This is a genomic window from Breoghania sp. L-A4 (assembly GCF_003432385.1).
Lineage (GTDB): Bacteria > Pseudomonadota > Alphaproteobacteria > Rhizobiales > Stappiaceae > Breoghania.
On the sequence record NZ_CP031841.1, the window covers coordinates 603,726 to 626,229 of the forward strand.

General features: G+C 65.3%; 13 protein-coding genes and 3 pseudogenes. 3 read left to right on the forward strand and 13 right to left on the reverse strand.

Annotated elements, in window-relative coordinates; all coding sequences use genetic code 11:
* Window positions 1-101: 101 nt before the first annotated feature.
* The 5 genes from D1F64_RS02935 to D1F64_RS02955 all read right to left on the reverse strand — a co-directional run bounded on the left by D1F64_RS02935 (window position 102) and on the right by D1F64_RS02955 (window position 9,873).
* Window positions 102-1,826, reverse strand: coding sequence for a HAMP domain-containing methyl-accepting chemotaxis protein (locus D1F64_RS02935; protein ID WP_117411197.1), 1,725 nt, complete (start codon window positions 1,824-1,826; stop codon window positions 102-104).
* A 441-nt stretch (window positions 1,827-2,267) separates the two neighbouring features.
* Complete coding sequence (locus tag D1F64_RS02940) at window positions 2,268-4,682, reverse strand: HAMP domain-containing methyl-accepting chemotaxis protein (RefSeq protein ID WP_162901243.1); 2,415 nt, start codon at window positions 4,680-4,682, stop codon at window positions 2,268-2,270.
* Between the two features lie 322 nt (window positions 4,683-5,004).
* Complete coding sequence (locus tag D1F64_RS02945) at window positions 5,005-6,720, reverse strand: Cache 3/Cache 2 fusion domain-containing protein (protein WP_117411199.1); 1,716 nt, start codon at window positions 6,718-6,720, stop codon at window positions 5,005-5,007.
* A gap of 469 nt (window positions 6,721-7,189) precedes the next feature.
* Window positions 7,190-8,866 carry a cache domain-containing protein gene (locus tag D1F64_RS02950; RefSeq protein WP_117411200.1) on the reverse strand — a complete coding sequence of 559 codons (1,677 nt, stop codon included), beginning with the start codon at window positions 8,864-8,866 and terminating at the stop codon, window positions 7,190-7,192.
* Between the two features lie 245 nt (window positions 8,867-9,111).
* A complete protein-coding gene (locus tag D1F64_RS02955; protein ID WP_117411201.1) occupies window positions 9,112-9,873 on the reverse strand; it encodes an SDR family oxidoreductase in 762 nt (253 codons plus the stop codon).
* A 283-nt stretch (window positions 9,874-10,156) separates the two neighbouring features.
* Here D1F64_RS02955 and D1F64_RS02960 point away from each other — a divergent pair, with 283 nt between their 5' ends.
* Window positions 10,157-10,393 (forward strand): hypothetical protein, encoded by a 237-nt coding sequence (locus D1F64_RS02960; protein ID WP_248304593.1) that lies wholly within the window; start codon window positions 10,157-10,159, stop codon window positions 10,391-10,393.
* A gap of 37 nt (window positions 10,394-10,430) precedes the next feature.
* A pseudogene (gene bfr / locus D1F64_RS02965) lies at window positions 10,431-10,915 on the forward strand (bacterioferritin).
* A gap of 36 nt (window positions 10,916-10,951) precedes the next feature.
* Here the strand turns inward: bfr and D1F64_RS02970 are convergent.
* The 5 genes and pseudogenes from D1F64_RS02970 to D1F64_RS02985 all read right to left on the reverse strand — a co-directional run bounded on the left by D1F64_RS02970 (window position 10,952) and on the right by D1F64_RS02985 (window position 15,267).
* On the reverse strand, window positions 10,952-11,659 hold the full coding sequence (locus tag D1F64_RS02970) for an ATP-binding cassette domain-containing protein (protein WP_117411203.1): 708 nt from the start codon (window positions 11,657-11,659) through the stop codon (window positions 10,952-10,954).
* Window positions 11,656-12,927 carry an ABC transporter permease subunit gene (locus D1F64_RS02975; protein ID WP_346432293.1) on the reverse strand — a complete coding sequence of 424 codons (1,272 nt, stop codon included), beginning with the start codon at window positions 12,925-12,927 and terminating at the stop codon, window positions 11,656-11,658. Before D1F64_RS02975 ends, D1F64_RS02970 begins: the two co-directional genes overlap by 4 nt.
* Window positions 12,921-13,337: a hypothetical protein gene (locus D1F64_RS25290; protein ID WP_346432294.1), complete on the reverse strand. Its 417-nt coding sequence runs from the start codon at window positions 13,335-13,337 to the stop codon at window positions 12,921-12,923. The genes D1F64_RS02975 and D1F64_RS25290 overlap by 7 nt, the downstream gene beginning before the upstream one ends.
* Window positions 13,338-13,369: 32 nt before the next feature.
* The gene (locus tag D1F64_RS02980) at window positions 13,370-14,617 is read right to left on the reverse strand and encodes an ABC transporter substrate-binding protein (RefSeq protein ID WP_117411204.1); all 1,248 of its coding nucleotides are present in this window, start codon (window positions 14,615-14,617) and stop codon (window positions 13,370-13,372) included.
* A 168-nt stretch (window positions 14,618-14,785) separates the two neighbouring features.
* Window positions 14,786-15,267, reverse strand: a pseudogene (locus D1F64_RS02985) (Lrp/AsnC ligand binding domain-containing protein).
* A gap of 180 nt (window positions 15,268-15,447) precedes the next feature.
* Between D1F64_RS02985 and putA the strand changes: the two are divergent.
* A complete protein-coding gene (putA, locus tag D1F64_RS02990) occupies window positions 15,448-18,492 on the forward strand; it encodes a bifunctional proline dehydrogenase/L-glutamate gamma-semialdehyde dehydrogenase PutA (RefSeq protein ID WP_248304738.1) in 3,045 nt (1,014 codons plus the stop codon).
* 5 nt (window positions 18,493-18,497) lie between these two features.
* Here putA and hrpB read toward each other — a convergent pair.
* From hrpB to D1F64_RS03005, 3 genes and pseudogenes are all read right to left on the reverse strand, one after another.
* A pseudogene (gene hrpB, locus D1F64_RS02995) lies at window positions 18,498-20,950 on the reverse strand (ATP-dependent helicase HrpB).
* Window positions 20,950-21,987: an ROK family protein gene (locus D1F64_RS03000; protein WP_117411205.1), complete on the reverse strand. Its 1,038-nt coding sequence runs from the start codon at window positions 21,985-21,987 to the stop codon at window positions 20,950-20,952. The pseudogene hrpB and the gene D1F64_RS03000 overlap by 1 nt, the downstream one beginning before the upstream one ends.
* Window positions 21,984-22,412 (reverse strand): methylglyoxal synthase, encoded by a 429-nt coding sequence (locus D1F64_RS03005; RefSeq protein ID WP_117414387.1) that lies wholly within the window; start codon window positions 22,410-22,412, stop codon window positions 21,984-21,986. Before D1F64_RS03005 ends, D1F64_RS03000 begins: the two co-directional genes overlap by 4 nt.
* Between the last annotated feature and the right edge of the window lie 92 nt (window positions 22,413-22,504).

The window sequence follows — 22,504 nt, forward strand, 5'->3', positions numbered from 1 at the left end:
CGGGGAAATTCCCCGCCCTTCTTGCTTCTGTTCGTCGCTCCGCACGGCCCGGTCCGGCGCGCGCGGCCTGATGCGGCCGGTCGCAAGAAATGACCGGATGATCAGGCGGCGAAGTCCTTGATGAAACGCTCGATCGTGCCGCGCAGCCGGTCCGTGTCGCGGGCGACTTCCGTTGCGGCCTCGTCCACCTTGACGGCGGCGTTGCTGGTTTCGTCGACGGCCGCATTCACGTTGGCGACATTCGTCGACACCTCGTCCGTGCCCTGCGCGGCCTGCTGCACGTTGCGGCTGATCTCGTTGGTTGCCGCTCCCTGTTCCTCCACGGCCGCCGCGATGGCGCTTGTGTAGGAATTGACCTCTTCCATGATCTGGGCGATTTCCTGAATCACGTCGACCGCCTCGCCCGTCGACCCCTGGATTGCGGCGATTTGCGAGCCGATTTCGTCGGTCGCCTTGGAGGTCTGGTTTGCCAGTTCCTTGACTTCCGCCGCGACGACCGCGAACCCCTTGCCCATCTCGCCGGCGCGTGCCGCTTCGATGGTGGCATTCAGCGCCAGCAGGTTGGTCTGCTCGGCGATGTCCTGAATGAGTCCGACAACCTCGCCGATCTTGCTCGCCGCCTGCGCCAGACTTGCAATCTTCTCGTTCGAGGCACGCGCGCCGCGTGTCGCCCTGTCGACGATTTCGGTGGTCTTGCTGATCTGTCCGGAGATCTCGGTGATCGACGCGGACAGTTCCTCGGAGGCCGAGGCCACCGTCTGGACGTTTTGCGAGGCACTCTCGGAGGCGCGCGCCGCGTCGCTCGTGCGGCTGGAGGTGTCGCTCGCCAGGCGCGTCAGGCTGCTGGCGGTCGACTGCATCGATTCCATGTTGGTGCCGACGGAGGCCAGCAGGCCCTTCACCGTGTCCTGGAACGCCACGACAATCTTCTCGCGCTCGCGGATACGCTCTGCGCGGGCATCCGCGTCGGCGACCCGCTCGGCCGCGAGCTGGCGGCGCTCGCGCGCACCGTCGCGCAGCACAATCAGAGCCTTGCCGATCTGCCCGATTTCATCGCTGCGCTCCGCGACTTCGATGTCGGTGTCATAGTTTCCTTCGGCCACCTCCTCGATCGAAGCAGTGGCGCGCGACAGCGGAGCGAGCATGCCGCGCACGAGGAAAGCGCCCGCGGCGGCCGCGGCCAGAATCGTGAACACGCCGATGATCAAGGCGCCGGTCGTCTCCAGTGAACGGCTCTCCAGATAGCTTGCGCTCAGTTCCACCAGACGCACGCGGTCCTCTTTCAGGCGCCCGATCTGAATCTGGTGGACCTCATCCAAGGCCTTGTGAAGGGATTCCGCCGTGGCGTTGAACTCTCCCATCAGCTTGTTTCCGACCTCCGGCCCGCCGTCGATATAGGCCTGGGCCATCCGCTTGCCGGTCTCATAATACGGGTTGAAGCGTTCTTCGACGGAAAGCAGCTGCGCGGTGAGCTCGCTCATTCCCGCGTCCGTTGCCGACGTCCGGGCCTCGCCGATCGCCTCATGGAACTTGCCGGCGTATTTCTCCGCTTTGGCAAAGCCGTCGTCCAGCCCGCCAAGTCCGCGGGTGGCGGAAATACCGGTCAGCCACTGCTGTACCTGCACCACATCGTATTCCAGCGCGTCCATCGCCCGCGTCAGATCGAGCATCGGTCCCGCGATGATCTGCGACTCCTCGATCATGTCGGCCGCGTGCTGTTGCGAGTTCTTGGCCAGAAAGTGCATGGCGGTCGTGCCAGCGACCATTGCGATGATGAATGCGCCGACCGCAGCCAATCCCTTGAACCGTAGGGTATGTACAGGCATCTATTTGCTCCGGTGGCAGGTCCTGCCAATTAATGGATTCCATTTTTTACTATCGGTTCCAAAGGTTGAGTCATGTAATCGCAAGAGTCATGTATAGATTCTTACGATATCAACCTGTTGGCGTTCAAGTAAATTTTATATTGGTAGCATTATAGATTTGAACAGTTAATCGATTGTGAATCGAAGTATTCGTAAATTAAGACATTGAAATATGCATTTATTGATATTTATGACGGGGGACGGCTCGATGGTCCGACTGGCCGTCTCCGGAGAACCGCGGCTGCCGGTCCGGCAAGCGACGGCTCCGGGCAACGGAGAGTGCCGGACGCGCGCGTCCGCACGGCATCCGGCTTCATGTCACAAGATCTGTTGGGGGAGGTTCCTGCCGTTTGTCCGGGAAGCGCCCGGCGATGCCGGGGCTTCCCAGAAAAGCGACAGCAATCAGGCCGCGGTGACTTCGCGCAGGAAGCGATCGATTTCGCTGCGCAGGTCCTCGGTCTTGCGGGAGACGTCGGTGGTGGCCGAATGCACCGTTGTCACCGAACTGCTCGTCTGTGCGACGGCGTCGGCGAGCGTCTTCATATTCTGGCTCACCGAGGTCGTGCCGCGGGTGGCGTCCTGGACGCTGCGGCTGATCTCACCGGTTGCCGCGCCCTGTTGCTCAACAGCCGCGGCGATGGCGCCGGTGTACTGGTTGACCTCGTCCATGGTCGCGGTGATTGCGCCGATGGCATCCACCGCGTCGGAGGTCGAGGCCTGAATCGCGGCCACCTGTGCGCCGATCTCCTCGGTGGCCCTGGACGTCTGGGTCGCCAGAACCTTCACTTCCGAGGCGACGACCGCAAACCCCTTGCCCATCTCGCCGGCGCGCGCCGCCTCGATGGTGGCGTTGAGCGCCAGAAGGTTGGTCTGTTCGGCGATGTCCTGAATGAGGCTGATGACCTCGCCGATCTTGTTGGCCGCCGCTGCCAGCGAGGAGACCTTGGCGTTGGTTTCCTTCGCGCCTGTGGTCGCCGTGCTGACGATCTCGGTGGTCTGGCCGACCTGGCGGCTGATTTCCTGGATCGAGGAGGAGAGTTCTTCCGCGGCGCTGGCGACGGTCTGGACGTTGGCGTTGGCCAGTTCGGAGGCGTCGGCGGCCTCGCTGGTTTGAGCCGCCGCCTGGGTGGCGATCTCGGACAAGGTGCCGGCCGTCTTCTCCATATCCGAGACGCTGCCCGAAACAGAGCTCAGCAGGTCCTGAATGGTGGAGCGGAAGCCGGTGATCAGCGTGGTCACGCGCGTCTGGCGCGCCGCTTCCGCGTCTTGTTCGCGCTGCTGGTTTTCGGCAAGCCTGCGACGGTCGATCGCGTTGTCGCGGAACACCTGGACGGCGCGGCTCATGCCGCCGATTTCGTCTCCGCGTTGCGTTCCGGCGATCTCAAGCTCCGTGTCGCCCTGCGCAAGCCGCTCCATGGTCGCCGTCAGTGCACGGACCGGTCGGGAAATGGCCCGCGCGAGGAAGAAAGCGATCGCGCAGCTGAGCGAAATCGCCGCGATCAGAACGACGGCAATCCTCAGCAGAGCGGCGTCGCCGGCTGCTGCCGCGGCGGCGCCCTCGGTTGCCGCAATAGACGATATGCCGGTGCTCACGGCGCCGGACAGCTTGTCGAGCGCGAGCTGCTTTTCGGCCAGGGCCTGTCTTGTGGCGACCATTCCGTCGAAAACCTGGCGGTAGTCGGCGATAACACCGTCGATGCTGTTCGTTGCCTCTGCCAGGCTCTCGATGGCCTTGCCGTCGCTCTTGAGTGTGTTCGCGGACACGCTCAGCGCGTCGATCGCGGCGGCGACCCGTTCGGCCTCATGGCCCTGCAAATCCCCGAGATAGGCAAAGGTTTCGGACTTTGCGTCGAGGGTCTGATTGATGAAAGCCACCGAATCCGACGCCAGTTTGCTGATGGATGCCTGCTGGGCGCCAAGAGCGCGGGTCGTGGCGCGGATATCGTCGGCGATCGCATAGGTGCGGGCGCGCTGGGCGCCGACCTGCTCGACCGCCGCCGCCGCCAGGTCCTTCACTGCGCTCCGAAGGCCAAAGAGCTTCATGAAATCCGTCGTCGTCGCCAGTTCTTCCAGTTTCGCGGCAAGCGCGGCCGCCTGGGAGGCGACGCCGTCGATTTCACCGCGTTGCGTGTCGTTCAAGGCGTCCGCCGCCAGCGCGCCGGTGGCGTCGGCCAATGTCTTGGCGAGCGCGATGGTCTCGACAAGCTCCGGGCCGCTGGTGGAGGCGGCGAAGCGGCTCTGAATTGATTTCGCGTCGTCCAGGAGCTGAGTGATTTCCCGGCCGAGCGCATCGGCCTTGGTCAGCAGGGACGTGTTTTCCAGGAGTTGCGTGGAGGAAGCCTCGCGTTCGGCTTCCACCGCGGTGTTGATGGACTTCGCGGCGCCTTCGAGGCGGGTGGACGCGGCGAGGAGCGCGGCGAGCTGCTCGGCTTGCTGCTCCAGATTTCCGGTCACATCAACGAAGTTGGACTTGAGGCCATCGACCGAGCCCATCGCGCTGGTGAGAAGGCTTTGAACCTCCTGCGTCTGGGCCATGTCGCGCATGTCGCCAAGCTGGCGCTGCAACGCGTCGACATTGTCCTGGACGGTGACCGCGGCCGCCGCGTCACGGGATTTCAGAAAGACTTCGCGGCTTGCGGAAACCTTCTGCAACTGCGTGATGATGCCCGTGGTGCGTGCCGTGAGACCCATGCGCTCGTTGAGCGTCATGATCGCGAAGGTCCCGCTCAGGCCGAGGATGACGGAGAGCGCGACAACCAGGGCGAAGCCGCCACCGATCTTGGCGCCGAATGGAAGGTTGGCGAGTGCATTTCTCACGGTGTGCATTTCCGGACCCGATTCAATTGTTTTGGTTGGGAGGATTTGAACAATTGCGAGTAAAGACTTGGTAAATTTTCTAATATTACATTGTCTGGATATCGGAAATCGACGTTGGTCATGATGTTTTTGGGAGTGTATTCGACAAAAGTAGCATGAGTAATGTAGAGTATTGAAAAAAGGAGAAATCTAACGAAGGGGAATTTCGCGCGATGAACGCGGCGCGGCGATCTTCATCCATGCGCGCGCGGAAAGGGCGCCGAAGCGCCCTCCCATTGTCAGTGTTGGTCGCGACAAGCCCCGCCGGGGCTGCCCGGTCGCGTCACGCGGCGCTGACTTCCTGCAGGAAGTGGTTGATTTCCTGCCGCAACTGGTCGGTCTTGCCGGTCACCGCCGTCGACGCGTTGAGTACGTCTTCCGCCGATGCGTTGGTCTGGGCGACCGCCTGTGACAGCGTGGCCATGTTGCCGGTCACCGCGACCGTGCCCTGGGCGGCCTGCTGCACGTTGCGCGAGATGTCGACCGTCGCCGCTCCCTGCTCCTGGACCGCGCTGGCGATCGCCGAGGTGTAGCCATTGACCTCGTCCATGGTGCGCGTGATCTCGCCAATGGCTTCCACGGCTTCCGTTGTGGAGCTCTGGATCGCGGCGATCTGCGCGCCGATTTCCTCGGTGGCCTTTGACGTCTGGGTGGCCAGCTCCTTCACTTCCGACGCCACGACCGCGAACCCCTTGCCCATCTCTCCGGCGCGCGCGGCCTCGATGGTGGCGTTCAGCGCCAGCAGATTGGTCTGCTCGGCGATGTCTTGGATCAGGCCAATGACCTCGCCGATCTTGTTGGCCGCGTTGGCCAGCGAGGAAATCTTCTCGTTGGTGGACTGGGCGCCGATCGTCGCCCGGCCGACGATTTCCGTTGTCTGGCCGACCTGGCGGCTGATTTCGGAGATCGAGGAGGAGAGTTCCTCAGCGGCACTTGCGACCGTCTCGACGTTACCGGTGGCTTCCTCGCTGGCGGCGGCCGTCTCACTGGCCTGGCCGGCGCTCTCGCGCGCAATGTCGGTCAGCGCGCGGGCGGTCTCTTCCATGCCGTGCGCCGTCTCCTCGACGGAGTCGATCATTCCCTGAACCGTGTTGCGGAAACCGTCGATGAGCTGCTCGGTGCGCTTCTGGCGTTGCTCGCTGGCGGCGCGGTCGCTGGCTTGCTCCGCGGCGATTGCGACGCGCTCCAGTCCCCGTTGCTGGAAGGTGCGCACCGATTTCGCAAGTTCACCGATCTCGTCACTGCGTTCGGTGTAGGGCAGGTCGGCTTCAAAATCGTCGTTCGCGATCTTCTGGGTGATCGCGGAGAGCACCGGCAGCGGCTTGAGAAGAATGCGGGAGATGAACACGCTGAGGGTGCCGGAAACCGCGAGAACGATGACGAAGGCGAAGGCGAGCTTGCCGAGGATCTCGCCGATGATGGCGTTGATCTCGTCTTTCTTCACCCCGGCGTAGAGGATACCCGTGACCTCGCCGGCCTTGGAGAAGATCGGCTGGTAGATGGTGTAATACGGCAGCCCCAGGATCACCGCCTCGCCGCGGAATGTCTTGCCACCGGTGAGGACCGGGTAGACGGCGCCCTTCTGCCCCAGGGGGGTGCCCACGGCGCGCTTGCCGTCGGGTTTGACGATGTTGGTCGTCTTGCGCCAGAAATCACGGCTCTCGGGGTCCCATTGGAACACGGTCGCGGTTTCGCCGGTCATGCGGCCGACGGTGTCGATCATGCTGTGTTCTTCAAAATCCGGGAATTGATCGACGACGATCTTTTCGACGTTGCCATCCTTGCCCCAGCTTACGTTTACGCCGTCGACGGTGCGCTCGAGAATGGTGGCGGCGACACGGAGGCTGGCGTTCTGGCCATCTGTCGCCTGCTCGCGAACCTTGTCGGAAATGATGGAATAGACGACAAGACCAATTGCGGAAATGGATGCGGCGATCATGATCACGGAGACGACTGTCATCGCGGTCGAGATACGCAGGCGTGAAACGTTGAATTTCATGACTGTTCCAATCTAGGCTCCACCTGAAGTGGCATGACTTCGGTGATGCACAGTAGTTCAACTGCGACAATATTTAATTGATTGTAAAGGAACACTTTCAAATGCGCGTATGAAAGTGTTTGCCGTGTTACGCAGGAACTGTTGTCAAGGTGGATCATGTAACGCGAGACGGTCCATTCAGGCGCACGGACGTCTGAAAAGGGAGCGGCATTGCGGCGTTTTCGCATGCGGAGAACGCCGACGCGGCCATTGAAGCCCGGCCGCGGGTATATGCTTGAATCGCATCGCGGAGACGGGTTGCAGCGCGCCGGAGGGTTGGTGTGGATCCGGGAAGAGACCCGAAACACCGCGGCCGCGGCTCATGAGCGCGTGACATGCCCAAGGGCGCGCACCCCGGGTGTGCCGGTTGGGCACGCGCGGGATGCGCCGTGGCTCGGCGGTTTGCGGCGCCGCGCTCACGGCATCGCTGTCAGGCGGCGGCGACATCGCGGAGGAAGGTGGCGATCTCCTCACGGAAGCGCTGTGTGTTCTCGGACGCATCCGCGGTCGCCGTCAGCACGGACTCGGCCGAGCGGTTGGTTTCCTTCACGGCCTTGTCGAGCTCGGAGATGCTGCCCACCACCGTCTGGGTGCGCGACGCCGCGCTCTGGATATTGCGGCTGATCTCGTTGGTTGCGGCTCCCTGTTCCTCAACCGCCGCCGCGATGGCGCCCGTGTATTCGTTGACGTCGTCCATCGTTTTGGTGATGCCGCCGATCGCATCGACAGCCTGTGCGGTTGACGACTGGATCGCCGAGATCTGGGTGCCGATTTCCTCCGTCGCCTTCGACGTCTGGGTCGCCAGTTCCTTCACTTCCGCAGCAACGACGGCAAAGCCCTTGCCCATCTCGCCGGCCCGCGCCGCCTCGATGGTGGCGTTGAGCGCCAGCAGGTTGGTCTGTTCCGCGATCGCTTGAATCAGCGAGACCACATCGCCGATCTTGGAGGCGGCTGTGGCGAGGCTGGCGACCTTCTCGTTGGAGGATTGCGCCGCATGCGTCGCCTGATTGACGATGGCCGTGGTGCGGCTGACCTGCTGCGAGATCTCGGAGATCGACGAGGCGAGTTCCTCTGCGGCACTTGCGACCGACTGGACGTTGTCGGAGGCTTCTTCCGATGCGCCCGCGGCGTCCTGGGCCTGCGTGGCGCTTGAGGAGGCGACGCTGTCCAGCGCCCGAGCGGTCGCTTCCAGGCTGGTATTTGTCGTATCCACCGCGCCGAGCAGATCCTGCGAGGTGGATCGGAAGGCGTCTATCAGAGACTCGATGCGCTGCTGGCGCTCCTCGCGGGCGACAAGCCCCGCCGCCTGTTCGTCTTCCAGGCGCGCCTGCGCGATCGCGTTGGTGCGGAACACGTCGACGGCGCGCGCCATCTCGCCGATCTCGTCCGTGCGGCCGATCTCGGCGATCTCCATGTCGGTCCTGCCCTCGCGCAGGTCGTCCATGACCGCGCTCAGATGTCCCAGAGGTTTGGTAATGGAGCGAACAAGCAGGCGCGCCGCGAAGCCGAGGACGATGACGACCGGAAGCGCGAGCATCAGCAAGGTGTAGACCTGGTTCCAGAAGATGGCCTCCAGGTCGTCGACATAGACGCCAGTGCCAACGATCCACTGCCAGGGCTGGAAGCCCTCGACATAGGAGATCTTGGCAACCGGGACATCGCTTCCAGCCTTGGGCCAGTAGTAATCGACAAGCCCCGAGCCATTGGCCTTAACGATCGCCACGAACTCGGAAAAGATGCGCTTTCCGTTGACATCCACCATGTCGGTGAGGTCTTTGCCTTCGAGTTCCGGCTTGACGCCGTGCAGGACGACCTTCGCATTGTAGTCGTTGACCCAGAAATATTCAGAGCCCGAATACCGCAGTTGCCGAATGGTATCCGCCGCGCGCGTCTTGGCCTCATCCTCTGTCATGAGGCCTGACGTGGCGGCATCATGGTTGACCTTCAGGATGCTTATGACCGTTTGCGTGATGTGCTTGAGTTCCGACCCGCGTTGCTCATAGAGCGTGGAACGCTGCTGAAACACCAAGATGGCGGCCAGAATGATAGCCCCGAACGAACAGGCGACGACCAGAACGCTGAGCCTGGCACCAATATTCCAACGCATGAGTATACCTCACAAGGAGTTCTTTTCTCATGTTGTGCGCACAAAACGTAAATTATCTATGATTGTAAATTGGAATGGTGAAATATAGATGGGCATATAAGGAGTATTACTTAAGTTAAACTGCCTGTTCTATTTAAATAGCGGCGCAGTCCGGCGCATGAGCTCGCGGAAACCGTGCGTTGATCCGAAGTGCCGCAACGGATGGCGTGCTGAATGACCGTGAGACGCCAAGGGCGCACGGCTCCTCAGACGTGCTGGCCGCCGTTGATGTGGATCTCGGCGCCGGTGACGTAGGAACTCGGAGACGTGCACAGGAAGTGGATCGTCTCGGCGACCTCCTCCGGCCTGCCCAGGCGGCGAAGCGGAATGTCCTGGATCATGTTCTCGGTGCCCGGCGAGAGGATCGAGGTGTCGATCTCGCCTGGAGCGATGGCGTTGACGCGCACGCCGTGCGGGCCGAAGTCAGCCGCCATTTCGCGCGTCAGTGAGGCCAGTGCCGCCTTGGATGTCGCATAGGCGGTGCCCGCGAATGGGTGGACACGGAGGCCGGCGATCGAGGTGACGTTGACGATCGATCCGCCCGCGGCCTTCAACTCGTGGAACAATCCGCGGGCCAGCATGATGGGCGCGAAAAAATTCACCTGGAACACGTCCCGCCACAGGTCCATGGGAGTGTTGAGAGAATCCAGCCGTTCACCGCTTTCGTTCTTCGGGCTGATCGCAGCATTGTTGACAAGTGCATTCAACTTTGATCCTTCTGCCTCCAGACGTCTGCGGATGTCCTCGACGGCGGCGCCAAGATTGTCGGCGTCTGACAGGTCAAGCTGGATGTGATCCTCGGGACCGGAGGGCCAGGGGCACTTGTCGGAGAAGGCGAAGCGTGAACACGTGATGACGCGCCAGCCGGAGGCGGAAAACCGCTTCACGGTGGCGTGACCGATGCCACGGCTTGCGCCTGTGAGGACGATCACCTTGCGCGGACCGGTATCTGTATCGAGGTCGCTCATCGCGTGTGCCTTGTCATTCTTCTAGGGGCTTCGTGTCCCGGAGGACACGGCGCTGTCGAATGGTGGGAAGTTGTTGGCGGTTTTCAACCAAGTGGCGTGTCACCGTATCGTATCCCCGCAATGACCGCCATGTACGTTTGGTCAGCATGGCCTGCATGTATGTCGGGAATGCAAGACTGCCAAGTGCGCCGGGTCAGGCAATCAAGCCAGGTGGGCCGAGAAGGGTCCCCGAGCCAAATGTGATTCTGTAGGCATTCAACGAATGATCATCTGTTCCTGCAATGTGTTGAGCGACAAGGACCTGGCGCGCGCGGCGAGTGAAATTCGCGACACGCCCGGCGGACGCATCGTCACTCCCGGCGGCGTTTTCAAGCGGCTCGGCTGCCGGCCGCGGTGCGGCAATTGTTTCCCGCTGGTCGTGAAAGTGATACATGAGATGCAGAGCGGGCGCGAAGACGACACGCGCGACAACGCGTGCGCGCACGCCGGCTCCGCCAAGGATCGCCAGTTGAACAGGTAGATCGCCACACACGCCGCAAATCTAAGGAGTCCTTCACATGAAAGGTGAACCCGAGGTCATCGAATATCTCAACAAGGCGTTGCGCCATGAGATGACGGCCGTGAACCAGTACTGGGTTCATTACCGGCTGACCGAGGATTGGGTTTTGCCCGTTTCGCCGCCAAGGAACGGGAGGAATCGATCGAGGAAATGCAGCACGCCGACAAGCTCGTGCAGCGCATCATCTTCCTCGAAGGCCATCCGAACATGCAAAGCCTCGACCCTCTGCGTATCGGCCAGAACATCAAGGAAGTCCTGGAGTGCGACCTTGCCGGCGAATACAGCGCCCGCGCCCTCTACAAGGAATCCCGCGAGGTCTGCCACGACAAGGGCGACTACGTGACCATGAAGCTGTTCGAAGAGCTGATGGCGGACGAGGAAGGTCATATCGACTACCTCGAGACCCAGCTCGAGCTGCTGGAATCGATCGGCGTCGCAAACTACATGCAGACGCAGGCGGTTCCGGCCAACGAAGCCGAGTAAGGCGCGCCGGGTGTTCCCGGCCGCGCTTGCAGCAATTCACGAGGCGGCCGGAGAATCTTCGGCCGCCTTTTTTCGTGCCCTGTCAGGGGCGTCGAGATCCACGCGGGCGCCGCCGGCGGCTTCCGCATCCCGGATGTCATGGGTGACGAGCAGCATCGGCAGGTTGCGCGCCCGCGCCATGGTGAATACCAGCTCCCGGACCTGGTCGCGCAACGCCATGTCGAGCTTGGAGAAGGGTTCGTCCAGCAGCAGCGCGCGCGGCCGCGACAGCAACACGCGCATCAAGGCGACCCGCGCCCGCTGGCCCCCTGACAGGGTCGCGGGATCGCGGTCTTCGCACCCGGTCAGGGACACATCGGCCAGAGCGCTGACGGCCAGCGCGCGCCGTTTGCCGCGCGCCCCGCCCTCCGGGATGGCGAACATCAGATTCTGCACCACCGACATATGCGGAAACAGCAAGTCGTCCTGAAACAGCAGGCCGACGTGGCGCCGGTTGGCGGGCAGGAGGGACACGTCCTCGCCGTCGAGCAGCACCTGCCCGGACGCGCTGAAGGCGGGCGCGAGAAACCCGCCGATATAGGCGAGCAGGGTTGATTTCCCCGAGCCGCTCTCGCCCATGACCGTCAGCGCCTCGCCCGGCGCGATGTGCGCATCGATGTGCAGGAGCTGCCGCTCTCCCCTCGCGATGCGGACGTTGCGCAGGGTCAGGCCGGCGGCATCATTGGGCGCGCGGTACAGGGTCATTCGCTGTGCCTCATGGCGGCGCGGTTGCGGTAGAGCAGTGCGGGGACACCCAGCGCGATGGCGAAACCGAAGAACGGCAATGCCATCTGGATCAGCGCGTAGATCGCGATCAGCCGCCGGTTGCCGCCCGAGGCCAGCGCGACGGCTTCGGTGGTCACCGTCGCCCAGCGCCCGCCGCCGATCAGCAGCGTCGGCAGGTACTGGCTGACGGACACGGCAAAGCCCACCGCGGCTGCCGTCAGAATGGGGCGCAGCATCATCGGCAGGCGAATGCGCCAGAAGATGCGCGCGGGGCCCGCGCCAAGGCCCGCCGCGACGTGGGCGTAGCGCATGTCCCAGGCGCGCCAGGGATCGCCGAGCGACAAAAACATGTAGGGCAGCACGAAGAGGAAGTGCGCGGCCACAAGCGCGATCCAGCGGCTGCCGACGCCGCTGACGAGAAACAGGAATTGCAGGCCGAACAGGAAGGCCACCTGCGGCACCAGAAGGGGCGCGTAGACGAGGACCAGGGCGCGGCGGCTGATCGGGCGGGAGGTCCGAAGTTCGTTCTCGAGACATCCGATGGTCAGGATCGTGGCACAGGCGAGCGCGCCGAGACCCACTGACAGCGTGGTCGCGATCGCCGCGCCGGCCTGCGGCAGGGCCTGGCTCCAGTTGGCAAGCGTCATGGCGCGCGGCAGCGGATCGGGAAAGGACCACAGCCCCGCGAAAGACCAGGGCACCAGCGCCAGAACGCCGCCGATCACCAGTGCTGCCAGAAGCGCCGTGGCGCAGGCCATGAGCGCACGCGGGCCGATGTCCCTCGGGTAGCGCCGCCCGTCGGCGAGCATGCTGCCCGCGAGCCGGGCGACAAGCCGTTCGCCCGCGAGCCACAGGATGATGGCCGCAGCCGTGACGCCCAGTTGCAGCATGGCGCCGGCGGAAGCCTGAAAACGCATCGCCAGATCGGGATCGTTCATCCAGCGCGTGAGCTGGACCGCGAGCGTCGGCGGGCGCGTTGGACCGAGGATCAGCGCCACATCGACCACCGAGGACGCATAGACGATCACCGCGAGCACGGGCAGACGGATTTTCGGATAGATCCGCGGCAGCACGATTTTCATCCAGCCGGAGATCCGGCCGTATCCGAAGCTGCCTGAAACCCGCATCAGTCTCTCGGCGTCGGTCTGCGGCAAGGCGGCCAGCACCATCAGAAACAGGAACGGCACTTCCTTGGCGATCAGACCGAGCATCATCGCAAGACCCAGGGGATCGTGGATGATCAGCACGTCCGGCGGGCGGTCCAGGCCCGTCGCCCAGGGGACAGCAAGCGCATGATCCAGCCCGAGGGAGCGATGAGAAAGGCGAGCCCGAAGGCGGCCGCCGCATGTGGCACCGACAGCAGCGGCGATAGCAGGCGATGGAGCACGGAAAACAGGCGGCTGCCGCTCCAGCCGGCGACAAAGCCGAGCACGATGCCGAGCGATATGGCGGAGGTTGCCAGCGCCACCCACAGGCTGAGCCACGCGGATCGCCAGATTCCGGGCGCCTCCAGCAGCGCCCGCCAGGCATCAAGGGTGAGCGCCGTTCCGCCAAGCGCCGGAAAATAGCCGAAGGCGGGCAGCGCGACGCCGGCGAGCCCGGCCACGACCGGGCCGATCAGCACGGCGGCGGTCACGGCAGGGAAGAGGCGCAGCATCCGGTCGGGTCGCCTGTCTATGGGTTCATGAGCTAGCCGGCGCCGTAGCGGCCGAGCCAGACCTGCTCCAGCCGGGTCATCCAGCTGGCGTGTGGCTCGGGCAGCGTTCGGCCCAGCTCGGCCGGGCTCAAGGTGGCGATGCCCAGGTCCAGCGCGTCGAAGCGGGCCTTGTCCTCAGGGGCAAGAGCATCCACCGCCAGCACGGTGGGATCGCCCCAGATGGCCGGATCCTGCTTGTGCGCCTGGGCCAGCGGCGACATCAGGAAATTGGCCGTGACCATGGCGCCGGCGGTGGCGTTGGCGTTGAAGGGTATCGCTACAAAATGGGTGTTGCCGATGGTGCCTCCGTCGAAAACGAACGTGCGCACGCTGTCGGGCAGTTCCTTGTTGGCGATCGCATTGGAGGCCGCGGCCGGGTTGAAGCTCATCGCGATGTCGATCTCGCCGTCGGCGAGCAACTGGCGTAGCGCGTTGCCGTTTTGCGGAAACACCCGGCCCGAACGCCACAAGACGGAGTGCAGCGCGTCGAGATAGGCGAGCAGCGGGGCCGTGACCGTGTCGAAATTCTCGTCTGTCGCAGGCAGCATGAGAACTGAGGGGTCGGGCGCCAGCTCGTAGAGCGCCTGTTTGAGGAAGGTGGTGCCGATGTAGTCGGGTGGCTGCGGATAGGTGAAGCGGCCGGGATTGGCCCTGGCCCATTCCAGCAGGGCCGCGGCGGAGCGCGGCGGCTCTGTCAGCCGCGCGGTATCATGCATGAACACCAGTTGCGCCATGCCCCAGGGGGCTTCCAGCCCCTCGGTGGGCACGGTGAAATCATTGGCGACGCTCGGCTTGCCGGCGACATCCACAAAACGCCAGTTCGGCAGCTTGTCGGCCCAGCCCGTGTCCAGCAACAGGCCCTCGCGCTTCATGGCGGCGAAATTCTCGCCGTTGATCCACACCAGATCGACCGCACCACCGGTGTCGATCCCGGCGGTCTTTTCCGCCAGCACCCGGCTGACCACATTGCCGGTGTCATCGACCTTGACCTGTTTCAGCGTCACCCCGTCGCGGTCCCGCAGAACTCCGGCGGCCCAGGCGATGTAGTCGTTGATCCGCGGCTCGCCGCCCCAGGCGTGAAAATACACCGTCTGGCCGCGCGCCTCGCTGCGCAGCGAGTCCCAGTCGGCGGGATCGGCGGCAAGTGCCGGGCCGGCAAGGCAGCCAAGGACCGCGAGCGCCGCGGCGAGTGATGAGGCAATCCGGGTTCTTGAGCGCCCGGGTGTCTTTGGAATGTTCATGGATGCAGCCTTCTTCCGCAAGCGCCACCGGTCCACGGCCCGCCAAGTATCATACTGACATGTCTTGCGATTTTGTGCGACTGGCCGTCAACACACAGCTGTGTGAGACCTGCGTGTGCCCAGGCATCCTGAACGCGGGGCAAGACCGGCCGGTTTGGCCCGATCAGATCAGATCGGCAGATTGTCCGTGCATTTGACCTCTTCCATCACCGCGTAGGTATGGGTCTCGCGCACGCCCGGCAAAGCCTGCACGGTTTCCGCGAGGAATTTCCGGTAGGCGGCCATGTCGGCGACGCGGCTCTTGATCAGGTAGTCGAAGCCCCGGCCACCATGTGGCACTCGAGGACCTCCGGCGAGCGGTCGACCGCCTTGGCGAAGGCGTCGAAGACATCCGGTGTGGTGCGCTCCAGCTTGACCTCGACGAACACCAGCAGCCCCAGTCCTATTTTCTTCGCGTCCAGACGGGCGCCGAACCCCAGGATATACTTGTCCCGGGTCAGCCGCTTGACGCGCTCGGCCGTCGCCGTGGGCGACAGGCCGATGCGCTCCGCCAACTGGGTGGTGGTGATGCGTCCGTCCGTCTGCAGGTTGGCCAGGATCTTGCGGTCCAACTTGTCCAAATCCGCGAAAAGCGCGATCAGATCATCCATTTCCAGATATTTCCCGGTTCGTACGGCCAACTTCGGCGAATATCTCTACCACAAACCGGTTATCTTGGCGAATGTCGAGTGAGAAAGGACCTTGTCGTGAGAAATGTTCCGCCGCACGCAGTATCGGATGCCGCCGCCACGCCGCGTTTTCGCGCGCCCTTTGCACCCGCCGACGAGGCCATGGTTCGCCAGCTGCTGGCCGACACCCGCCTGAATGAAAGCGCCCAGGCGCGCATCGCCGAGACCGCCGGGCGCTACATCGAGGCGATCCGCAACACCCGCAGCGGGCTGGGCGGGGTCGAGGATTTTCTGCGCGAATATGGTCTGTCGACCCGCGAGGGCCTGGCGCTGATGGTGCTGGCCGAGGCGCTTCTCCGGGTTCCGGACGCGGCGACCACGGACAAGCTCATCGAGGACAAGCTCGCGGCGGCGCAATTCTCCGATCATCAGGCCAAGTCCGACACATGGCTGGTCTCCGCCTCCTCCTGGGCGCTGGGCATCACCGCGCGGCTGCTGCATCCCGGCGACACGCCCGAGACCATCATGGCGAGCCTGGTCAAGCGGATGGGCATGCCGGCCCTGCGCACGGCGACGCGCCAGGCCATGAAGATCCTCGGTCACCAGTTCGTGCTCGGCCAGACGATCTCCTCGGCGCTGGATCGCGCCAAGGGGCAGGAAAGCAAGGGCTACAGCTACTCCTACGACATGCTGGGAGAGGGCGCGCGCACGGCCGAGGACGCGGAGCGCTATTTCGCTTCCTACGCGGACGCCATCAAGGCGATCGGCCGCAAGGCCAAGGGCAAGGAACTGCACCAGCGGCCCGGCATCTCGGTCAAGCTTTCCGCGCTGCATCCGCGCTTTGAGGCGGTGAAGGGCGAGGGGCTGGTGCGCGAACTGGCCCCGAGGCTCGCGGAGCTTGCCGCCCTTGCCAAGGCGAAGGATCTGAATTTCACGGTCGATGCGGAAGAGGCCGACCGGCTGGAAATCTCCCTCGACGTTCTCGCCGCGACCCTGCGCGATCCGGCGCTGGCCGATTGGGACGGCTTCGGCCTCGCCGTCCAGGCCTACCAGAAGCGCTCCGGCGCGGTCATCGACTGGGTGCGCGATCTGGCCGCCTCCGGCAACCGGCGCATCAGCCTCAGGCTGGTGAAGGGCGCCTATTGGGATACGGAAATCAAGCGCGCGCAGGAGCGCGGCTTGGCCGATTTCCCCGTGTTCACCCGCAAGGCGGCCACGGATCTGAACTACGCGGCCTGCGCCAAGCGGCTGTTTGCGGCGGGCCGGCACATCTTCCCGCAGTTCGCGACCCACAATGCGGTGACGGTCGCGCAGGTGCTGGAATTGTCGGCCGGGTCGAAGGAGTTCGAGTTCCAGCGCCTGCACGGCATGGGCGAGTCGCTCTACCGCGCGGTTACCGAGAAGGACGGACACCCCTGCCGCATCTATGCGCCGGTGGGCGGCCATCGCGACCTGCTGGCCTATCTGGTGCGCCGCCTGCTCGAGAACGGCGCCAATTCCTCCTTCGTCGCGGTGGTCGGCGATCCCGCCTATCCGGTCTCCAAGCTGTTGGAGCATCCCGACATGGCGCTCGACGGGGGCGACCACGCCCGCCACAGCGCCGTGCCGCTGCCGGGCGCTCTCTATGGCGCGCGGCGTAACTCAGAAGGCCTCGAGTTCGGCTATCAGGCGGAGCGCGATGCGCTGCTTTCCGGCATGGCCAAGAACGATGGTCCGTCGCCGCAAGCCGTGCCGCTGATCGGCGGCAAGCCGGGGCGCGGCGTCGCCCATCCGGTTCGCTCCCCGGTCGACGGTACGACGGTCGCGGGCACCGTCACCGAGGCGCGCGAAGACGAAGTGGAGACGGCATTCAACATCGCCGGGCAAGGGTTTCGCGACTGGTCGCGCCGGCCGGTGGGCGATCGCGCGCAGGCGCTGGAGCGCGCGGGCGACCTGATCGAGGAACACCGCGACCGGCTGATGGCGCTGCTGGCGCTGGAGGCGGGCAAGACGCTGCCCGACGGGCTGGCGGAGATCCGCGAGGCGGTGGACTTCTGCCGCTATTATGCCGCCGAGGCGCGCGGGTTGTTCGGCGCCGGCACCCTGATGCCCGGCCCCACCGGCGAGGAGAACCGTTTCCGCTATCGCGGCCGGGGCACCTTCATCTGCATCTCGCCATGGAATTTCCCCCTCGCGATCTTCACCGGTCAGGTGGTTGCGGCGCTCGTCGCGGGCAACGCGGTGATCGCCAAGCCGGCCGAGCAGACGCCGCTGATCGCGTTTGAGATGGTCAAGCTGCTGCATGAGGCGGGCGTGCCCGTGAACGCGCTGCAACTGTTGCCCGGAGACGGCCGCATTGGCGCGGCGCTGGTCAACGATCCGCGCGTGGCGGGCGTCGCGTTCACCGGCAGCACGCAGACGGCCTGGGCCATCAACCGGGCGCTGGCGGCGAAGGACGGGGCGATTGTGCCCTTGATCGCGGAGACCGGCGGCATCAACGCCATGGTGGTGGACGCGACGGCCCTGCCCGAGCAGGTTACCGACGACGTGGTGATGTCGGCGTTCCGCTCCGCCGGCCAGCGCTGTTCGGCCCTGCGGCTGCTGTTCGTGCAGGACGAGGTGGCCGACAAGATGATCGAGATGATCGCCGGCGCCGCCCGCATGCTGACGCTGGGCGATCCGCGCGATCCGGCCACCGACATCGGCCCGGTCATCGACGCCGAGGCCAAGGCGCGGCTGGAGGCGCACATCGCGACCATGGGCAAGACGCAGAAAGTGGTCTACGCCGGCGCGACGCCTCAGGGCACGCTTTCGGGCGGCACCTGGGTCGCGCCGCATGTGATCGAACTCGACCGCGCGGAGGCGCTGGAGGAGGAGGTCTTCGGGCCCGTGCTGCATGTGGTGCGCTACCAGCCTGCCAAGCTCGGCGCGGTGCTGGAGACGATCGCAAGCACCGGCTTCGGCCTGACGCTGGGTGTGCACAGCCGCATCGACACCACGGTGCAGCAGGTCGTCGACCGGCTTCCGGTGGGCAACGTCTACGTCAACCGCAACACCATCGGCGCGGTGGTCGGCACCCAGCCGTTCGGCGGCTCCGGCCTGTCGGGCACGGGCCCCAAGGCGGGCGGACCGGGCTATCTGCCGCGGTTCGCGCTGGAACAGGTGGTGTCGATCAACACGGCCGCCGCCGGCGGCAACGCCAGCCTGCTGGCGCTTTCGGAGGAATAGGATGGTCATTGGCCACGCGGCTTGACGCGCCGCGTCGCTTCCGCCTGGGTGGGATCGTCGGGCCAGGGGTGCTTGGGGTAACGACCCTTCATCTCGGCTTTCACATCCGACCAGGAGCCGCGCCAGAAGCCCGGCAGGTCCCGGGTCAACTGGATCGGCCGCTGGGCGGGGGACAGCAGTTCGACCAGCAGCGGGATCTTGCCGCCCGCGACGGACGGATGGCGGTCGAGGCCGAAGAGCTCCTGCACGCGGATGGCGATGCGCGGTCCCGGATCGGCCGCATAGTCGATCGGTACCCGCGATCCCGTGGGAGCCTGGAAATGGCTCGGGACGAGGGCGTCCAGCTCTTGGCGGCGGTCCCACGGCAGCAAGCCGTCGAGCGCGGTTTTCACGTCGCCGGAGGCGATCTCCTTGAGCGATTTCTTGCCCGCCAGATAGGGCCCCAGCCACGCGTCAAGCGTTGCGAGAAGATGCGCGCTTGAGACGTCGGGCCACGGCGCGCCGAGGGATGCGTGAAGATATCCGATCCGCGCCCGGTAGCGCTTCAGGTCGTTCGACCAGGGCAGCGCGTCCAGCCCCCGGTTGCGGATGGCCTCCACCAGAGCTTCCTTCACCCGTTCCGGATCGGGATTGGATAGCGGCTGTTCCGCGAGCACGAGTTTGCCGAGCCGGCGCTGCCGCCGCGCCTGCACCATCCCCCCGACGGGTCGAGGGATACGGATTCCGTGTCCTGGATGTGGGAGGCGAACTCGCTCTCGATGTCCTCGCGTGAAATGGGCGCCGCCAGGAGAATGCGCGCCGCTTTCGCGCTGCCCTGCACCTCGGCGATGCTGAGGTAAGGCGCGCGCGCCAACGCGTCGGTCTCCGAGAGCAACGCCCCACGCCCGTTGGCCAGCCGGAAGGCGCCATGGGCTCCGCGCGCCTGCGCCACCCGGTCCGGATAGGCGCGCGCCAGGACAAGACCGGCGTGTTCTTCCTCGCCCGGTTGACGGGTCTCTTTTCCGCCCGCCTGCTTGAGCCAGCGCGCGGCCATGGCTTTCGCGTCTCTGGCGCGTTGACCCTTGTCGCGCCGCAAGCCGCGCAGCCGGTCGCGCAGATCCGTGGATGTGCCGCCCAGGCCCCGCTCTCCCAGCAGGACCGCGATATTGGCCGCCAGCGCGCCGTGCCCCTCGCGGATCGCCCGGCGGATCATGTGTCCAATGCGCGGATGCAGCGGAAGGCCGGCCAGCGCCTTGCCTTCGCCGGTGATGCGGCCTTGCGCGTCGATGGCGTCGAGTTCGCGCAGAAGCTCGGTCGCCTCGGCCCAAGCGGCGGCGGGTGGCGGATCGAGCCAGGCGAGTTGCGACGGGTCCGCCGTGCCCCATTGCGCCAGATCCAGCACCAGTCCCGCAAGGTCGGCTTCCAGAATCTGCGGCCGCTCGTGCGCGGGCAGGGCCGCGGTTTGCGCCTCGTCCCACAGCCGGTAGCAGACACCGGGCTCGGTGCGGCCCGCGCGGCCGCGCCGCTGATCGACGGAGGAGCGCGCCGCGCGCACGGTTTCAAGCCGCGTCAGCCCGGTTGCCGGTTCGTAGCGCGGCACACGGGCAAGCCCTGCATCAATGACCACGCTCACGCCCTCGATTGTCAGCGAGGTCTCGGCGATGGAGGTGGCCAGGACCACCTTGCGCCGTCCCGCCGGGCTTGGGCGGATCGCCGCGTCCTGTTCCTTGCCCGTCAGCGCGCCATAGAGCGGGGCGAGATCCGTCCGGGCGTCCAGTTTTCCCTCAAGCCGTTCCGCGGTGCGCCGGATCTCGGCCTGGCCGGGCAGGAAGGCAAGCACCGAGCCGGTTTCCTCATCAAGCGCCTTGAGGATCGCGCGGGTCATCTGGTCCTCGACGCGCGCATTGGCGTCGCGTCCGAGATAGCGCGTCGCGACGGGAAAGGTGCGGCCTTCGCTCTCGATCACCGGCGCACCTTTGAGCAGGCCCGCCACGCGGGCTGAATCGATGGTCGCGGACATGGCGACGAGACGGATGTCCTCGCGCAGCGCGCCTTGCGCGTCCAGCGCCAGCGCCAGTCCGAGATCGCCTTCGAGGCTGCGTTCGTGGAATTCGTCGAACAACACGCAGGCGACGCCCGAAAGCTCCGGATCCTCGAGGATCAGCCGGGTGAAGACACCTTCGGTGACCACCTCGATGCGGGTGGCGCGGGACACCTTTGTCTCCATGCGCACGCGGTAGCCGACCGTCTGCCCGACGGGCTCGCCCAGCGTCTCCGCCATGCGACGGGCGGCCGCCCGCGCTGCGAGCCGGCGCGGCTCAAGCACGATGATTTTTCCATCCGCCCGCCAGGAGGCATCCAGCAGCGCGAGCGGCACGCGGGTGGTCTTGCCGGCGCCCGGCTGGGCGACGAGCACGGCGTTGGGTGCCTGTTCGAGCGCCGTCAACAGGTCTGGTAGAATGGCGTCGATGGGCAGCATCACGCGGCGCGCCACATCCGGTCGATGAGATCGACGGCGAAGCGGCTCGGCGTGCGTGCGAAGGACGCCAGCCCGTCAAGAGCCGCCTGCGGATGGTGCACGATGAAGGTGGCGATGTCCGCCATGATCGCCTCATGCGGCGCCTTGGCCTCGAAAGCCTGGCGGAAGGCCCCGCTGTCGAGAGCCCTGGCGATGCGCGGAGGGATGCCGCCGGCGAGGTAGACGCCGCCCAAGGCCATGAAGATCAGCGCCATGTCGCCGGCGATGCGGCCAAGCGCCATGGAGAAATGCTCCAGCGTCTGCGTCGCCAGCGGGTCGCCCTTCTCGGCAGCCTCGACAATATCGCGCGGGCTTGCGAAGGGCTGCGGCACGCCTTTGAGGGCGGCGCATGCGCGCGCGAGCCGCACCATTCCATGGCCGCTCAGGATCTGTTCCGCGCCGATGCGTGCGTTCTTGCCGGTCCCGTTGCGTTCGATATGCGGCCAAAGCGCGTATTCCTCGTCCGTCAATGGGCCGAGCTCGACGTGGCCGCCTTCACCGGGCACGGGAATCCAGCGGTCGGCGGCATGGATCAGTGCGCCCGCCCCAAGCCCGGTGCCCGGGCCGATGACCACTTTCGCGGCATGCGGCACGACGCCGCCGCCGCCGATCTGCTGCAGATCGTCCTCACCGAAGCCGGGAAGCGCGAGGGCCTGGGCTTCGAAATCGTTGAGCAGGATGACGGTCTCGAGGCCGAGCGCCTCGATCAGCGCGCGGGGCTCGATGATCCAGGGAGCATTGGTGAGGTGAATGCGGTCGCCGGTGATCGGCCCCGCCATCGCGATGATCGCGGTGCGCGGCCGCAGCGAGGTGCGGGCCAGCACGGCATCCGACAGGGCCTCGCCGAGGCCCGCGTACTGCTCGGTGGTCACCACCACCGCTTCGGGCAGGGCGGCATGGGCGTCGACCAGCAGGGCAAAGCGCGCGTTGGTGCCGCCGATATCGGCGATGAGAACCGGATACCGCCATGCCGCCTGATGACTCGTCGATGTGATCATTGATGTCCCGCGGCCATGTCCGCACGCCGCCTGGTACCGGGCGCGCTTTCGGCGAGCGCGTCGATGACATATTCGGCCGTCGCCGAATTGAGGGCCATTGGAAGATCATAGACCAGCGCCAGCCGCATCAAGGCCTTCACGTCCACATCATGCGGCATGGTGGTCAGTGGATCGGCGAAGAAGATCAGCGCGGTCAGCTTTCCTTCGGCGATCATCGCGCCGATCTGCTGGTCGCCGCCCAGCGGGCCGCTCTTGACCGGCACCACGTCGAGTTCGGGACATGCTTCCTTGACCCGCGCACCGGTTGTCCCCGTCGCAACGATCCGAAAACCGCTCAATCGCTTGGCGTGGGTCTTGGCGAATTCGACAAGACTGGCCTTCTTCGCGTCATGGGCGACGAGGGCGACGGTGGGATGTTCGGTCATGGGCTTCCATTCGCGCTGCGCCGGCCTCAAGCGGGCGGCCTCTCCTGAATGGCAAGAAATCGCCCGGCTTTCAATCGCTGGCGGCAGATTTC

Bases quoted from the DNA above. Each gene is read 5' to 3' on its own strand.
- D1F64_RS25290 (WP_346432294.1), bottom strand. From the start codon at position 13,337: ATGCTGCGCCTCTTCCCTGCCGTGACCGCCGCCGTGCTGATCGGCCCG.
- D1F64_RS02935 (WP_117411197.1), bottom strand. From the start codon at position 1,826: ATGCCTGTACATACCCTACGGTTCAAGGGATTGGCTGCGGTCGGCGCA.
- D1F64_RS02945 (WP_117411199.1), bottom strand. From the start codon at position 6,720: ATGAAATTCAACGTTTCACGCCTGCGTATCTCGACCGCGATGACAGTC.
- D1F64_RS03005 (WP_117414387.1), bottom strand. From the start codon at position 22,412: ATGACCGAACATCCCACCGTCGCCCTCGTCGCCCATGACGCGAAGAAG.
- putA (WP_248304738.1), top strand. From the start codon at position 15,448: ATGGTTCGCCAGCTGCTGGCCGACACCCGCCTGAATGAAAGCGCCCAG.
- D1F64_RS03000 (WP_117411205.1), bottom strand. From the start codon at position 21,987: ATGATCACATCGACGAGTCATCAGGCGGCATGGCGGTATCCGGTTCTC.
- D1F64_RS02980 (WP_117411204.1), bottom strand. From the start codon at position 14,617: ATGAACATTCCAAAGACACCCGGGCGCTCAAGAACCCGGATTGCCTCA.
- D1F64_RS02970 (WP_117411203.1), bottom strand. From the start codon at position 11,659: ATGACCCTGTACCGCGCGCCCAATGATGCCGCCGGCCTGACCCTGCGC.
- D1F64_RS02950 (WP_117411200.1), bottom strand. From the start codon at position 8,866: ATGCGTTGGAATATTGGTGCCAGGCTCAGCGTTCTGGTCGTCGCCTGT.
- D1F64_RS02955 (WP_117411201.1), bottom strand. From the start codon at position 9,873: ATGAGCGACCTCGATACAGATACCGGTCCGCGCAAGGTGATCGTCCTC.